Genomic DNA, 15,868 nt, shown 5'->3' with positions numbered 1-15,868 from the left:
ATGGAAGTATCACTTTATGGTAAAATAGACGTGAAGATAGAGAAAGTAGGTGTTTTTCTTTGTTGCGATTTTTAATTGGAAGTGCAACGGTGAATAAAAGTGAGCAGTGCTTGCAAGAGATAAGACAAGAACTCAGGCAAAATCCTCAAGGACCCTCGATTATATATTTAGTTCCAGACCAAATGACCTTCCAACAGGAATATGCGTTATTAAATGATCCTGATATAAATGGTTCAATTCGTGGACAAGTCTATAGTTTTTCTAGATTAGCTTGGCGCGTTATGCAGTTGACAGGCGGAGCAACAAAGAAATACATCACATCAACAGGGATGCAAATGATGCTTCGCAAAATTGTCGAAGAAAGAACGGATGAGTGGAAGGTATTCCAGAAAGCAGTCGAAAAGCAAGGCTTTATCGAGCAACTGGAGGATATGATCACAGAATTTAAACGCTATTGTGTCACACCGGAATTGATCAGTACACAGCTTGAAGAAATGAATCGATTCCGACACAAAACAATTGGCGAAGAAGCGTTACAACATAAATTAGATGATTTAGTTTATATTTACCAACAACTGACAAGTGCCTTAAAAGGACACTATATGGATAGTGAAGATCAATTACAGCAGTTAGTGGAGAAACTAGAAATGACTAACTTTTTAGAAGACACAACAGTTTACATAGATGGCTTTCACCAATTTACACCACAGGAATTGTTAGTCATCGGTGCCATGCTGAAAAAAGCAAAAAATGTAACAGTGACACTAACGATTGATGATGTAAGTGATCCTGAGGTTGTACCGTTAGACCTGTTCTATCAAACAAAGGAAACCTATTATCAATTAAAGCAATTAGCAGAAGAGAATATGATCCAAACAGAAGTCAGATCATTAACAGTAAACGAAAATACAATAGCACCATTTGTTCACTTAGATCAGCATTTTGACAGTCGCCCTGTTCAAATCTTTCCGGAACAAGCACCAATTCGCATTGCAGAAGCGGTGCATCCACGTGCTGAGGTCGAAGGAACAGCACAGGAGATTGTTCGTTTAGTAAGAGATAAAGGATATCGATATCGGGATATTGCTATTCTTATTCGCGAACCTGATGTATATCACGATCTGATTGCAACTGTTTTTGATGATTATCATATTCCAACTTTTGTTGACGAAAAAAGAACGATGTTAAATCACCCATTGATTGAAACGGTACGGTCACTACTTGATGTCATTGAAGGTAACTGGCGTTATGATGCAGTCTTTCGCTTGTTAAAGGCAGGGTTTATTCCAAAAGGGGAAGGCAAGCATCGCTTAGATCAAGAGGCGATCGATGAGTTAGAGAATTATGTTTTAGAATATGGGGTTCGTGGTAGAAGCAGGTGGTTAAGTGACAAACCATGGATATTCCAACGCTTTAAAGGCTTTGATCAGTCGGCACAAACCAATCGTGAACTAGCAACACAAGAGCGAATTAATGCTTATCGGCAAAAAGTAACAGCAGCATTAGCAGATATTGATCAGCAGCTGCGAGAATTACCAACAATTAAAGAAAAAACAATAGCCTTGTTTGAATGGCTAGAAGCAATTGGTGCACCTGGTCGTTTGGAACAAATGCGTGATCTATATGATGAAGAAGGGCGAGTGGAAAAAGGGCGTGAGCAAGACCAGGTTTGGGATGCGATAATCCAATTGTTAGAAGAGATTACCGAAGTTGCTGGGGCAGAAACGATGGACCTGCCAACATTCCGTAATGTACTGGAGTCCGGTTTTGATTCACTAAGATTTTCTCACGTGCCGCCAAGTATTGATCACGTTGTCGTTGGTTCCATCGATCGTTCGCGGATGCATGGTATTAAGGCTGCCTTTTTGTTAGGTGTAAATGAAGGGACTTGGCCGATGAAGCCTGGTGGAGATGGCTTGATTTCAGAAGAGGAACGAGCCTTACTGCAAACACATGGCTTGCAATTAGCAGAAGGAAGTAAACGTCAGTTATTGGATGACTGGTTTTACGTGTATCTAGCGTTTACGCTTCCGTCTGATTATTTATGGGTGAGCTATCCGATTAGTAATGAGGAAGGCAAACAAAAAGTAGCATCTCCGTTAATTAAAAGGATGGAAGAAATCTTTCCGGTACAGGACGAGCACTTGTTTTTACAAGACCCGGAAGAAATGACGGAGGCGAGCCGTTTTGTAACGACACCGAATAAGACGAGAGGTGCATTAACGGCACAATTAGCGAGAAAGCTAAGAGGCTATCCGATCGATGATATTTGGGATTATGTATTAAACTGGTATATCGAAAAATCCGAGCATCAAGGGATCCACCAACGTGTATTGAAGAGTCTCTTTTATCAAAATAAACCGACAGATTTAGCGGATGAGACAGTTGATGAGCTATATGAGAAAGAAATCCAAGCAAGTGTATCAAGGCTGGAAATGTATCATCGTTGTTCATATCAACATTTTGCCAAATACAGCTTAGGACTACAGGATCGGCCGACCTATAAGCTTGATGCACCAGATATTGGCCAGTTGTTCCATGAGGCATTAAAGCAAATTACCGAATGGATTCAAAAGGAAGGTCACGGGTTTGCCGATATTTATGATCAAGAAGCGAGGAAGTATGCCCATCGAGCTGTAGGTGAGTTAGCACCGGTCTTACAGCATCAGATTTTACACAGTTCGAATCGTTATCAATACATTCAACGTAAATTGGAACACGTAATTGCAAGGGCGACATATGTTTTAAGTGAACAGGCACGAAAAACAAACTTTGCGCCTGTCGGTTTAGAAGTTGGATTTGGCTATCCAGATCAATTAGAACCGCTGAAAGTCAATTTACCTAACGATTATACATTATTGTTACGCGGTCGGATTGACCGTGTCGATCAGGCGATGGAGAATGAGCAATTATATTTGCGAATTATTGATTATAAATCCAGTTCAAAAGGATTGAACTTAACTGAGGTTTATTATGGACTGGCACTGCAAATGTTAGCGTACTTAGATGTCGTTTTACAAAATGCGGAAAGCTGGCTAGGACACAAGGCATCTCCAGCTGGTGTGCTCTATTTTCACGTCCATAATCCAATGATTTCGGCAAGTGATTTTCTGACAGAAGATAAAATTGAACAAGAAATATTTAAAAAATTCAAAATGAAAGGCTTGCTTGTCGATCAGGAAGATGTTGTCCGGATGATGGATACCACATTGGAGTCGGGAAGAAGTAATATCATTCCAGCAGGATTCAGTAAAAGTGGTTCCTTCTATAAAGGGTCAAATGTTGCCGAGCGCGAAATTTTTGATCAGTTGCAAGGATATATCCATCAATTAATGAAAAACGCAGGATTAGCAATAACAGAGGGAAAAGTAGATCTCAATCCATTTCAGCAACAACAGGCAACAGCTTGTACATTCTGTGAATTCCGTTCGGTCTGTCAATTTGATCCGACATTGGCAGAAAATAATTATCGCAGGTTAAAAGAGATGAAAGATGAAGAAGTAATCGAAGTAATTAAGCGGGGGGAAGGATAATGCCGCAATGGACTAAAGAACAAGAAGAAGCAATCTATCAATCAGGTCAAAATATATTAGTAGCAGCGGCAGCCGGATCAGGTAAAACAGCTGTCCTTGTCGAACGCATCATTCAAAAATTATTAAATAAAGAACAGCCAATCGACATCGACACCTTGCTTGTCGTAACTTTTACAAATGCAGCGGCACAGGAAATGCGGAATCGGGTTGGAGCAGCAATTGAAACGGCACTAGAGAATAATCCGACTTCTAATCATTTGAAGAAACAATTGTCATTATTACAGCATGCATCGATTTCTACTCTCCATGCTTTTTGTATGGAATTAGTACGCAAATATGCTTATCAGATCGATATCGATCCGAATTTCCGGATCGCAGACAACATTGAGGCCGATTTAATTCGCCAAGATGTGTTAGAGCAATTGTTTGAAGCATGGTATGGAGATGAGGATGAAGCAGAGCAGGAAGCTTTTTTTGCTGTTGTCGACCGTTTCAGTAATGATCGTAATGATTTAGAAGTGGAATCTTTAATTTTAAAAATGTATGAATTCTCCATCCAGCATCCGAATCCTGATTATTGGCTTGATCAGATGGCAACCATCTATCAGGTTGATACGGAAATGACGGAGGAAGAGATTCCTTGGCTACAATTATTGAAACAAGAAGTAATCGATCAACTCGAAGTAATGGAGAGATTAGCAGATGAAGCTCTTGATGTAACCAAAGAAAGTGATGGCCCTTACCATTATGCGGAAGCGATCGATATCGATAAGGAAATGATCCAACAGGCAAAAGGTGCCATCCAAATTTCCTGGGAAGAAGCACGCAGCTTTTTTGCCGAAGGGAAATTCAAAGCATTATCTCGAAAAAAAGTGGAATGTGCAGAAGACAAAAAAGATAAAGTTAAAGCATTGCGTGACCAAATGAAGAAAAGATGGGGCAATATCGCAAAAGATTGGTTTACGAGAAGTTTAGCTGATCATCTTCGTGATATGCAGGAGCTTCATCCAACTATCGTTCAACTAACTAAAATGATTAAGCAATTTAAAGCGGCATATCAAGATGCAAAGAAAGAGAAAGGACTTGTTGATTTTGCTGACTTAGAGCATTTTACTTTAGATATTTTGTTAGATAATAAAGAAAGTGGAACACCATCATCTGTTGCATTAGACATGCAGCGAAAATTTACCGAGGTGATGGTCGATGAGTATCAGGATACCAATATTGTGCAGGAAACGATTTTATCATTGGTATCGAATCAGGAAGACAGTGGCAATATGTTTATGGTTGGCGACGTGAAGCAAAGTATTTATCGCTTCCGTCATGCCGAACCAACCCTTTTTATCGAAAAATATAAACGATTTGCTGCAGAAGATGATCCTGGTTATCGAATTGACCTGGCGCGAAATTTTCGTAGTCGTGAACAAGTACTAACGGCAGCGAACTACATTTTCAGACAGTTATTTGATCAAAAAGTCGGTGATATTGACTATGATGAGGATGCAGAATTAATCTATGGAAATAAAGATTATGAGAATGTTCCTTTCCCTGACATTGATACCGAACTAGTCATAATAGATCAAGAAACCAATGAGAATGACGAACCAGAAGAAGATCATGAGAACGAGGAAGATTTGGAAAAGGCACAGCTTGAAGCCCGTGCCTATGCGACCAAAATCAAGCAATGGATTGGTACAGATGGCGATGAGCCGACAGAAATTATGGATAAAAAAACAGGTCAACCACGAAAAGTCGAGTACCGAGATATTGTCATTTTATTACGGTCGATGACTTGGGCACCAACCATTATGGAAGAATTTAAGAAGCAAGGGATACCAGTATATGCAGAACTTTCAACAGGTTATTTGGAAGCGATCGAAATCCAAGTGATGATCAGTTTGCTGAAGGTTATCGATAATCCGAGACAAGATATTCCGCTTGCATCTGTATTAAAATCCCCAATTGTCGGGTTAAACGAAGATCAGCTAGCGAAAATTCGTCTAGCTAAAAAAGGTGCAACCTATTATGAGGCTTTAAAAGAATACGTTAAAGCAACGGATCATGAGTCAATCGAGCACTTTATGAAACAACTGAAGCAGTGGCGTAGAAAAGCCAGACAAGGAGCATTATCTCATTTGATCTGGGATATTTATCAAGAAACAGGATATTATGATTTTGTCGGCGGAATCCCTGGTGGTCGACAACGCCAAGCAAACTTACGGGCATTATATGATCGCGCCAAAAGCTATGAGTCTACTTCCTTCCGAGGACTATTCCGATTCTTACGTTTTATTGAGCGTATGGAAGAAAAAGGTGACGACCTAGGTGCAGCAAAAGCATTAGGAGAACAGGAAGATGTAGTCCGAATTATGACAATTCATAAGAGTAAGGGTTTGGAATTCCCATTAGTAATTGTCGGTGCAATGAATAAGCAATTTAACCAGCAGGATTTACGGGCAAAGTATTTGCTACACAAAGAATTAGGCTTTGCGACTAAATATATTGATCCTGTGAAACGAATTATGTACCCAACGTTAATTTATCATGGGATAAAGAAACAAATGCAGCGGGAAATGCTGGCAGAAGAGATGCGAGTCCTTTATGTTGCGTTAACAAGAGCGAAGGAAAAAGTTGTTTTAATTGGGACAGTAGGATCTTTAGAAAAGAAGAAAAAGAAATGGGCAAGTATTACTTCCCATCAGGATTGGGTGCTTCCATCCTATTACCGATTAGAATCATTATCATACCTAGACTGGGTTGGTGCCAGTTTAGTTCGTCATCAAAATGGTGAGATTTTAAGAGAGGATGAGCAACCGTTAACTATCCCAAATGAAATAGCAGAAGATGTTTCTGTCTGGAAGGTTGATCGCATCCATCAAAGTGAATACCAAACGATTGATGAAAGTAATCGCGAACAGATAGAAGCATTAGAAACAGCTATACATCAGTGGGAAGGATTAGCGCTTGAGGATAAAAGTTTAGAAGCAAAAGTAGCCAGTCAATTAGAATATCAATACCCATACCAAGATTCGATTTTTTACCGTGCCAAACAAACGGTAACCGAAATGAAACGACAACACGAAGTCAAAGACAGCTATAGTGATCAACAAATCATTGAACCCTTTCGTGCACCAATTCGAAAAAGACCTCGTTTTATGCAATCAGACCAAAAGCTGACACGGGCAGAAATTGGTACAGCGATGCACACGATCATGCAGCATCTACCGTTAACAAACGATTGGACAGATTCATTATTACGAGAATTTATTGCCAAGTTAGAAGCAAACGAAATCATCACAGCTGACGAGGCAAATGTGATTGATATACAGGCGATATTATCCTTTTTTGAAACTGATATCGGTAAGCGGTTGGTAGAAGCAGAACAAGTGGAACGAGAAATTCCGTTCAGTTTAACGTTACCTGCACAAGAAGTATATCCGAATTGGCAGGAAGAACATCAAGAGCGAATCTTCCTACAAGGTGTCATTGATAGTGTTATCAAAACTGATCAAGGCTTGGTTCTGCTGGATTATAAAACCGATCAGATCCAAGAAGATGTAAGTCCACAAGTAGAGGAAAAGTTAAAAAATCGGTACCAAATACAAATTGATCTCTATGCTAAAGCATTAGAACAAATTTGGAAGCAACCAGTCACTGAAAAGTACTTATATTTCTTTGATAAAGGTTTGCTTGTAAAGGTGTAGCATAAGGAGTAGTTCCACTCCTTATGCATTTCCACCTACAATTTGATCTACAGCATCAGGGTCAACTGAATTAGTAATATTAAAACCAGTATTGGTATTTAAGAAATCCCCATTATTATTTGCACCTGAACCAGAAGCAGTTTTTGATGCGCTTTTTGGTGATAAATAAAAGGTGTCCCCAAAATTGACTACTCCACCACCAACACTGTTGATTTTGATTGGACCTACAATCGAAGGCAAAACTATCACAACCTTTCTGTTTAGTACTGTATTCTTTAGTTTATGAGATACAGCTATCCATTGTCCTCATTTTCATCCTTTAATATCCGAATATGTTTTAGGCGAGAAAATGAATCAATTTTTTTATTGCTACCTAATTGAACAACAGAGGATGTTGAGACCGCCATAATATCCATTGTTGACACAGAAATATTTTTTTGATGGTGGCAATGCTCACCCACTACAAATTCTGGATCAGGAGTGGTTGGAATGGTTGTGTTGAAGATTGGATATTGGTCTAATTCAAATCCTTTGTCAGAGGAGACGCCACCCTCCTTTTGCACCGCAAGTACATCCGCGTTAGGTTCTATTTCTTTTGCATCGCCAATTTGAAATGAAGAACTATAGGATAAACTATGCATTTTTATTTGTTTCACTCTAGTCGTTCTGGGAAACATGATCCATCAGCTCATCATTTCTGTTGGTACTTTCTTCACCAACAATATAAGATTCAGGTGGTGTATCAAATAATGAAGATAATCGTATTTCATGACTATCTCCGACAATAAAAAGAGAAGAAGTTGAAACACCGACAATAGATATGTTTCCAACGCCTAAATTCCAATTATTCACTTTATAATACATGACTATTTACTCCTTTTGCTGGTTTTCGAACCATTTTTTTAGACCTATCTGTAATTCTTTCTTTACATTAGACAGAATATGCTGATTCATTTGTTCTGGAGGAAGATTGGCTTCTTGATAGTGAGCAATCCTACTGGCAAGCTGTTGTCTGACATCATTTAATAATGTTTGTCGATAGCTTGGATCTAAAGGGAAATGATATTGCTGCTCCAAAGATTCTAAATAGCCTGGTAAGTCTTGGTTAACATACTGTTCTAATGCTTGATGTACAGGAGGTAATGGTCCGCCGTTTTGATCAGGTAAAGAAAATTCATCCATTGATTGCAAATCCTCAGGTGTAAGCCCGATATGAAGCGTTCCATCTAACCGTTCAATTTTTAATTGATCAAAATGATACTCTAAACTTTCGATCGTTGTTTTAGGTGAGTTTGGTTTTTGCTCTAGTTGCTGGATGCGATTCTCTAAGGAGTTGATTTGATTATATAATTGTTGGACTTGCTGTTGTAATTGGCAAATATAATATACCATCATTTGATAATCCATCCGAAATCACTCCTTAAGAGAATATTAAAATGGTGATAAAGGGACTAATGGTTCTGGTCCGCCTTCTGGTGTTGCTTCTTCTGCAGGGGCTTCATACCCTCCAGTATTATATAGTTGAGAGACGGACTGCATTTTCCCTGTACTGCCAATTTGTAAAACAGACGAATTCGAGATACTTCCGACTTTTAAAAAATGAATATAGATCGATTGATTAATTGTTAGATTCACACTATCACCTACTATATACCAGTTAAATTTTGATCAAATTCGTCATCGTCGACCATTGTTGTCTGCGCATTTTCCAAGTGTACACGTATTCCATCCCCTGTATTAAAGGAACCGCCACCAGCGAAGGTTTTGGCTTGCGTATATGGCTGTATTTTGTAAACATCACCAATATGAAAAACGCTTGAAGAACCAATGTTGATTACTTTTACAGCACCAACAATTGCTGGCATAGACATCATCCTTACGTTGATACATCATTCCATATTTATTTTATGAATTCATTAAAAGATTGTGAAAATAGCATGGAGATTTTCCAAATCATACTAGTTTCCATTAGCTATATAAGTTAAAATGAATGCAGATAAAGTAAGACTTTCATCAGTGGGGGGTTTTACGGACGATTAGCACTGTGATAAAGATTAGGGAGAGTGAAAAACTGTGAATAATGCAGCACCATTAGCAGATTCAAAACGATTACCATGGATTGATAGCGCTAGAGGTTTTGCGATTTTCGGGATTTTTATGGTGAATTTGCCGTCATTTCATGGCCCATATTTTATGTATGGAAATGGTAACAATTTTTGGGGGACAGGTGAACCTGGATTGTGGCAAGTGATCATTGATATTTTTTTTCAAGCTAGTTTTTATTCGTTATTTTCTTTTTTATTTGGATTTGGGATACAAATCATTTATGAAAATTTACTTGCCAAAAATGTGGAAGCCCCTCGTAAATATATGGTGCGCAGGTTATCGATCTTGCTTGGTTTCGGTTTAATTCATGCATTTTTGATTTGGTATGGTGATATTCTCATTACATATGCGATTATTGGATTTTTGTTACTGTTATTTTTAAATCGCAAAAATAGCACATTAGTTGTTTGGAGTTTATGTGTTTTATTGATTCCAACCCTTCTGTATTCAGGATTGCTATTTTTAGCTAGTTTGCTTGAAGATATTAGCAATGTAGCGAATTGGACTGCTATTGAAAATGCAAATCAAAATTATGGAGCAGGGAGTTGGGGTGATATCCTATCACAAAATGCCAATGACTGGCTCTACGGTAATCAGGTGATTAACTTCTTATTTACACTCTTTAATATATTGCCAATATTTTTAATTGGTTTGCTTTTTGCTCGAAATAAGTGGTTGCATGATTTACAAGTACATAAAAAGCCAATGAAGAAATGGTGGTTTGGTTCTCTTATTCTGTTTGTGTTGTTTAAGGCAGGACCATATACTTTTGGTAGTCCATTATGGTTTTCCTTGTTACAGGATACAATCGGAGGTATCGCGTCTGCCATTTTTTATGTCACATCGATTGCCTTTCTGTACCATAAATTTAAAAAATTCTTCCAACTACTTGGTTATGTTGGCAAAATGGCACTATCTAATTATATTATGCAATCAATTATCGGTGTGACAATCTTCTATTCGATCGGATTTGGATTATATGGTAAGTTGACACCTTTTCAAACAATTGTAGTCGGACTTATCGTATTCCCCGTACAAATTATTCTCAGCTATTTGTGGCTGAAAAAATATAAACGAGGACCTTTAGAATGGCTATGGAGATGTCTGATCTATAAAAGGAGACTGCCAAACAAACGAAAGTCTAACGGCGAAGGTGCCTATGAACAAATAGGCAACATCTAACGGTTGGATGACAAATTGGTAACAATCTAGTGAAGCGATAGATGAACAATGAAATCTATCACAATCCATGATATGATTAATTTATTGAAAATAATTTGGGGGTGCGAAAAAGATGATTCATTTACACATAACAGCATGGGTAGTGGGATTAATACTACTAATTGTATCTTATGCCATGTACAAAAACGGAAGTAAAGCAGGTAAAATCGTACATATGATTTTACGATTAGACTTAATATTGATTTTGATTACAGGTGTTATTCTCTTTATAAGCAACTTGGAAGTCTACACAGGATTAGGTGGAGGCACAATCGGAGAAGTAGTCGTGAAATTACTGGCAGGACTTTGGGTAATCGGCTCAATGGAAATGCTGCTAGTAAGAACAAGCAAATCCAAGCCAGCAAAAGGTGCATGGACACAACTGATTATCGCCTTAATAATCGTATTAGTTCTAGGTTTTGGAAGACTACCAATGGGAACTCAACTTTTTGGATAAAAAATGGGTCACGGAGACAGGTCCGTGTCCTTTTTTTATTTTAAGACAAGAAAGCATAAAATTTGCGCGGATGTCTAGCTCCGATCGCCCAAAAACTAGGGGACTTCACGAATTGCCCTACGAAAAAGAAGACTTGCCGATTGGTGATAGCCAGAGGTCTATTCGCCCTTAGTTGATTCTGAAGTCGCTACGTTTCTAAACGGTTTCTTAATAAAATAAGCCTGCTTCTCCAAATCCCAATCCCTTGTTCATTTTCTCACTACTGCTGCATACATTAATAAGAGCTACTAAGATAGGGAAAGGTGTGTCAATACAGTATGTGTGGGATTACAGGTTGGATCGACTTTACCCGAAACATCGAGAACGAACGAGAACAAGTACAGCGTATGGCAGACAAGATCAGCCATCGGGGACCAGATGAAACAGGTTTTTATTTCGAGACACATGTCGGCTTTGGTCATCAGCGTTTAATTGTTGTTGATCCAGCTGGTGGTAAGCAACCAATGAACAGTTCAAAAGACCAGCATCGATACGTATTAGTTTATAATGGTGAGCTTTATAATACAGAAGATATTCGCAGTGAACTGTTGAAACAAGGATGGCAATTCCATTCTCATTCGGATACAGAAGTCCTGTTAAAAAGCTATATCGAATGGGGCGAGGCACATGTGGAGAAGTTAAACGGTATTTTTGCATATGCTATATGGGATCAATCAAAACAACAACTTTTTCTTGCTCGTGACCGCCTCGGAGTGAAACCACTATTTTATAAGGAACATCAAAATGGACTACTGTTTGGCTCTGAAATAAAAGCTCTTCTTGCGCATGATGAAGTAGATCCTGTTATTAAAGAAGAAGGGCTATCCGAGATTTTTGCACTTGGTCCATCACGTACTCCAGGGCATGGTGTGTTTGATGGAATGAAAGAATTACGTGCTGCACATGTTGGCATCTTCAATCGCGATGGTTGGAAAACAAGACGTTATTGGAATGTAGAAAGTAAACCACACGAAGATTCTGTAGAAGAAACTGCCGAAAAAGTTCGCAGTTTGTTAGTAGATGCTGTAGAGAGACAGCTTGTATCTGACGTACCACTTGGCACCTTTCTATCAGGGGGAGTGGATTCCAGTGCGATCACAGCTATAGCAGCACAATATCTCGAAAACAATCAAAAGGATGCTCTTCAAACCTTTTCTATCGATTATGTCGATAACGACAAATATTTTAAGAAAAGTAGTTTCCAACCTAATCAGGACAAAACCTATATTGATAAAATGGTTCAGACACTGGGCACGAAGCACCACACATATGTTATTGATAATCTCAGTTTAGTTGATTTATTAAAAGATGCAGTACGATACCGTGATCTACCTGGAATGGCAGATGTCGATTCTTCCTTGTTATGGTTTTGTGAGCAAACCAAAAAGCAAGTGACCGTAGCATTATCCGGTGAATGTGCGGATGAAATTTTTGGTGGGTATCCTTGGTTTTATCGTGAGGATGATCTTAATCGCGAAGGTTTTCCGTGGATTCGATCATCAGAAGTCAGGCAAAATCTATTACGTTCAGATGTGAGTCAACAATTAAATCTAGAAGCATATACAAAACAAAGATATGAAGATACCGTGAAAGAAGCTCCTTTATTAGAAGGAGAAGAAGAAGAAGCAAAAGCAAGAAGACAAATGTTTTATTTGAACATGCAGTGGTTTATGCCAACATTGTTAGACCGGAAAGATCGCATGAGTATGGGTGCGAGCTTTGAAGCACGTGTTCCGTTCAGTGATCACCATCTTGTTGAGTATGTCTGGAATATTCCCTGGGAAATAAAAACATACGGTGATCGCGAAAAAGGTATTCTCAGAAAAGCATTAGAAGGTATCTTGCCAGACGAAATTCTTTACCGCAAAAAAAGTCCATATCCGAAAACACATCACCCGGCATATACGGAAGCAGTAATCAATTGGATGAACGAAATCATCAATGACAAGGATGCGCGGTTATTCGAAATACTAGATCGATCAAAAGTAAAAGCATTGGTTGACCAGAAAGCAGCAAATATTAGTGCACCATGGTTTGGTCAATTAATGACAGGGCCTCAGTTGTTGGCCCATATCGCACAAATTGAATACTGGTTGCAAGAAAATAAAGTTGTTATTGATATATGATGTTATAGTGTCGAAAATGGATGAAAGTAGTGACGGTTATGAAGAAAATATGTATCAGTATGTTGCTTCTTTTTCTAATACCTACCACATTATATGCACTTACGTGGGATTACTCATTTGTTGTATTAGACGGCCGTGTATATCAGGTCACCGATGAACAAATCGATCAATCTCTTATTGGTAAATATATCGGAAAAGTAACCACCCAAGCAGATGACTACACTGGCAAGTATTATGGCAATGCATCGAATCATTATCCGGTAGGAACAGAGTATTTTGAAATTGAAGGCACAGACATTGGTGATGCAATAGCAGTGGATGAACAGGGCACGCATGTTAAAGCGGTATTTGCCCATCGCGTTCCGCTTCACTGGCGCAACATTATCTATTATCTAATACCAATCTTCTTTTTGACTGGACTAATTATCATTTACCGAATACGAGAAAAAGTAAAGAAAAACTATCAAAACTCTCTATCAAGATAAGATAGAGAGTTTTTGTTTTCTTCCAATCTTTCTTGAAGGGAGTGTCACGGTACCACTCCGGCAGAATACTTCGCTTTCCATGGGCACGGCTTGCCCGTGTAAAGCGAAGTATTCATTCCGTAGCGTATTTAAGTACTCTACCTACATCAGGATAAAAGGCAGTAATGTAAAGTATTCACTAGTACGCAGATTGTATCTATTTTCTATCTAATAATCAGAGTAGGGACGATTGTTTTTGTTTTTCTTAGTCACAAAAGTTTCATCTTATTTTCTATTTAGGGATTTGACTTTCTATAATTGTCTAGGATAATAGGTGGTGAAGTAATTTAAAGAAAAGGGGACCACTATGCACTACATAAGAAAAGTATTATTAATTATGGTTCTATTCCTGTGTTTATTCCCGACTTTAACCGTAATGGCTGAAGAACAAAGAGGGGAAAGAATCTATTATATTTTAGTAGACAGATTTGTAAATGGAGACAGCAGCAATGATATAGAAATTAATATTGATGATCCTTCAGCATATCATGGCGGGGACCTGCAAGGTATTATTGATAAAATACCTGAATTAAGTGAATTAGGGATAACTACAATTAATTTAAGCCCGGTAATGACATCGGCTTCCTACCATGGATTTGATCCTTTAGAGGCACAAAGTATTAATCCGCAGTTTGGAAATATTGCTGATTTGCAAAATTTAGTGGCTGAAGCAGAAGAATATGATATCAATGTTATCCTAGATTTTGTATTAACACATGTTGATAATAAACATATTTGGGTAAATGAACAATCTGATTGGGTATCTGAACCTTCTGTAAACCCATTAGACGATGAATTGCCTACCGTCAATTTAGAAAATGAAGACGTGCAACAATATTTTCTTGAAACAGCGGTTTATTGGATGAAGACAGCGGGAATTGACGGATTTCATGTTTATGTAAATGAACAAACACCACAATCCTTGATCGATGAACTGCGACAACGTATCCAAGAAGAAAATGAGGATGCATTTTTGTTAGTAGATGGAAAAGATGATGAGAATGCACTTGATCATGACTTCCAAAGTCAAGCGGTGGATATCCTAAAACAACCAGGAGAGTCTCTTGAACCATTATTTTCACAAGAGATGGGTGGTGTACACTACGTCGAATCTGCGATGACTTCACGGTTGGCTCATGAAGCAGTGAAGGAAGGTTTTCACCCTGTGACAAGATGGAAACTTGCTTCTACCTTACTTTATACTCTACCTGGATCTTCTTTTCTCTATCAGGGAGTGGAAGTGCCTATGGATAATGGTGTAGATGAACCAGATCACCGCATGGCTGAGTTGAATAAAGAAGATGAAGAAATTGTTCAGCATTTGAAAAAGTTATCGTCAATCCGTCAAGAATCAACTGCATTAAAGCAGGGAGACATAGAACTAGTTGCTCAAGCAGGTGCTATGTCTGTTTATAAAAGAAGTGATCAAAATCAAACGATGTATATTGCGATTAATAATGACACCGAAACACAGGTTGCCTCATTGGAGGGTATTGGTGATGATAAGCAACTGAGAGGTTTGCTAGAAGATAACATCGTCAGACAACAAAATGATGGTACACATAAAATGATTTTAGAACGTGAAACCAGCAATGTCTTTATTTTAGAAGAAGATACCGGATTTAACTGGTTCTTTATCTCCATGATGGTTGTAATCCTTGGTGGTTTTATAGCGTTTATTGTGGCAGTTGGTGTGAAAAATCGGAAAATGCGTCAGCAGTAAGGGTAATGAAAAGAATCGAGCAGAACTTTATGGTGGACAAGCCTTGAAATCATTTAGTAAATACCATGCAGAAGCTAGGTGTAAAGGGACGGATCTCACAAGCTGTAGTGGAACTGTAGCAAATGGATGAGTTAAAGCTTTAGATGAAAACCAGTTATTCTAACAACAGAATAACTGGCTTTCTGTCCCTTAAATTCAGTGATAAATCATTCCTAGATAAATATTTACTTTGACTTATTCTAAAAGTGAGTATATAATGACAATGTACTGTTAATTTTTAGGAGGATTATTAAAAAATGATTTATTACATCAGACTACGTTTCCAAACTTTGAACCAGTAATTAAATACGTTCAAAGGCTCTGTTTTTGTACACAGAGTAAACGGGATCAGTCTGTCCTTTTTTAATAACCTTCATTTCATATAACAAAAATATG

Annotated in this window: 13 protein-coding genes and 1 pseudogene; 8 read left to right on the top strand and 6 right to left on the bottom strand. The window is 38.3% G+C overall.

What is annotated here, in order from left to right:
• The first annotated feature begins 59 nt into the window (after positions 1-59).
• Entirely contained in the window at positions 60-3,533 is a 3,474-nt protein-coding gene (gene addB / locus ACTWP4_RS18415; RefSeq protein ID WP_443130249.1) for a helicase-exonuclease AddAB subunit AddB, read from the top strand.
• Entirely contained in the window at positions 3,533-7,237 is a 3,705-nt protein-coding gene (gene addA, locus ACTWP4_RS18410) for a helicase-exonuclease AddAB subunit AddA (protein WP_443130248.1), read from the top strand. The genes addB and addA overlap by 1 nt, the downstream gene beginning before the upstream one ends.
• Positions 7,238-7,258: 21 nt before the next feature.
• Here addA and ACTWP4_RS18405 read toward each other — a convergent pair whose 3' ends face one another.
• The 6 genes from ACTWP4_RS18405 to ACTWP4_RS18380 are packed head-to-tail and all read right to left on the bottom strand — an operon-like array spanning position 7,259 to position 9,102.
• A complete protein-coding gene (locus ACTWP4_RS18405; protein ID WP_443130247.1) occupies positions 7,259-7,477 on the bottom strand; it encodes a spore germination protein in 219 nt (72 codons plus the stop codon).
• Positions 7,478-7,530: 53 nt separating this feature from the next.
• On the bottom strand, positions 7,531-7,893 hold the full coding sequence (locus tag ACTWP4_RS18400; protein ID WP_443130246.1) for a spore germination protein GerPE: 363 nt from the start codon (positions 7,891-7,893) through the stop codon (positions 7,531-7,533).
• 1 nt (position 7,894) lies between these two features.
• Positions 7,895-8,101, bottom strand: coding sequence for a spore gernimation protein GerPD (locus tag ACTWP4_RS18395; protein WP_443130245.1), 207 nt, complete (start codon positions 8,099-8,101; stop codon positions 7,895-7,897).
• A 6-nt stretch (positions 8,102-8,107) separates the two neighbouring features.
• Complete coding sequence (gerPC, locus tag ACTWP4_RS18390; RefSeq protein WP_443130244.1) at positions 8,108-8,644, bottom strand: spore germination protein GerPC; 537 nt, start codon at positions 8,642-8,644, stop codon at positions 8,108-8,110.
• A 24-nt stretch (positions 8,645-8,668) separates the two neighbouring features.
• The gene (locus tag ACTWP4_RS18385; RefSeq protein ID WP_443130243.1) at positions 8,669-8,872 is read right to left on the bottom strand and encodes a spore germination protein GerPB; all 204 of its coding nucleotides are present in this window, start codon (positions 8,870-8,872) and stop codon (positions 8,669-8,671) included.
• An 11-nt stretch (positions 8,873-8,883) separates the two neighbouring features.
• On the bottom strand, positions 8,884-9,102 hold the full coding sequence (locus ACTWP4_RS18380) for a spore germination protein (protein ID WP_443130242.1): 219 nt from the start codon (positions 9,100-9,102) through the stop codon (positions 8,884-8,886).
• Between the two features lie 208 nt (positions 9,103-9,310).
• Between ACTWP4_RS18380 and ACTWP4_RS18375 the strand changes: the two genes are divergently transcribed.
• The 6 genes and pseudogenes from ACTWP4_RS18375 to ACTWP4_RS18350 all read left to right on the top strand — a co-directional run.
• Complete coding sequence (locus ACTWP4_RS18375; protein ID WP_443130241.1) at positions 9,311-10,525, top strand: DUF418 domain-containing protein; 1,215 nt, start codon at positions 9,311-9,313, stop codon at positions 10,523-10,525.
• Positions 10,526-10,637: 112 nt separating this feature from the next.
• On the top strand, positions 10,638-11,021 hold the full coding sequence (locus tag ACTWP4_RS18370) for a YisL family protein (RefSeq protein WP_443130240.1): 384 nt from the start codon (positions 10,638-10,640) through the stop codon (positions 11,019-11,021).
• Positions 11,022-11,338: 317 nt separating this feature from the next.
• Positions 11,339-13,186, top strand: a complete 1,848-nt coding sequence (gene asnB / locus ACTWP4_RS18365) for an asparagine synthase (glutamine-hydrolyzing) (protein ID WP_443130239.1) — start codon at positions 11,339-11,341, stop codon at positions 13,184-13,186.
• Between the two features lie 38 nt (positions 13,187-13,224).
• Complete coding sequence (locus ACTWP4_RS18360) at positions 13,225-13,671, top strand: hypothetical protein (protein ID WP_443130238.1); 447 nt, start codon at positions 13,225-13,227, stop codon at positions 13,669-13,671.
• A 346-nt stretch (positions 13,672-14,017) separates the two neighbouring features.
• Positions 14,018-15,433 carry an alpha-amylase family glycosyl hydrolase gene (locus ACTWP4_RS18355; RefSeq protein ID WP_443130237.1) on the top strand — a complete coding sequence of 472 codons (1,416 nt, stop codon included), beginning with the start codon at positions 14,018-14,020 and terminating at the stop codon, positions 15,431-15,433.
• Positions 15,434-15,480: 47 nt separating this feature from the next.
• A pseudogene (locus tag ACTWP4_RS18350) lies at positions 15,481-15,552 on the top strand (helix-turn-helix transcriptional regulator); the annotation flags it as partial.
• Positions 15,553-15,868 lie beyond the last annotated feature (316 nt).

It is taken from the genome of Gracilibacillus sp. D59 (assembly GCF_052246695.1).
Taxonomy (GTDB): Bacteria; Bacillota; Bacilli; order Bacillales; family Amphibacillaceae; genus Gracilibacillus.
The sequence above is the reverse complement of the archived record's forward strand: the minus strand, read 5'-3'. Positions and strand labels throughout refer to the sequence as shown.

What these genes read in the sequence shown, in the direction of transcription:
- addA (WP_443130248.1), top strand. Translation starts at nt 3,533, where the DNA reads ATGCCGCAATGGACTAAAGAACAAGAAGAAGCAATCTATCAATCAGGT.
- ACTWP4_RS18395 (WP_443130245.1), bottom strand. Translation starts at nt 8,101, where the DNA reads ATGTATTATAAAGTGAATAATTGGAATTTAGGCGTTGGAAACATATCT.
- gerPC (WP_443130244.1), bottom strand. Translation starts at nt 8,644, where the DNA reads ATGGATTATCAAATGATGGTATATTATATTTGCCAATTACAACAGCAA.
- ACTWP4_RS18380 (WP_443130242.1), bottom strand. Translation starts at nt 9,102, where the DNA reads ATGCCAGCAATTGTTGGTGCTGTAAAAGTAATCAACATTGGTTCTTCA.
- ACTWP4_RS18370 (WP_443130240.1), top strand. Translation starts at nt 10,638, where the DNA reads ATGATTCATTTACACATAACAGCATGGGTAGTGGGATTAATACTACTA.
- asnB (WP_443130239.1), top strand. Translation starts at nt 11,339, where the DNA reads ATGTGTGGGATTACAGGTTGGATCGACTTTACCCGAAACATCGAGAAC.
- ACTWP4_RS18360 (WP_443130238.1), top strand. Translation starts at nt 13,225, where the DNA reads ATGAAGAAAATATGTATCAGTATGTTGCTTCTTTTTCTAATACCTACC.
- ACTWP4_RS18355 (WP_443130237.1), top strand. Translation starts at nt 14,018, where the DNA reads ATGCACTACATAAGAAAAGTATTATTAATTATGGTTCTATTCCTGTGT.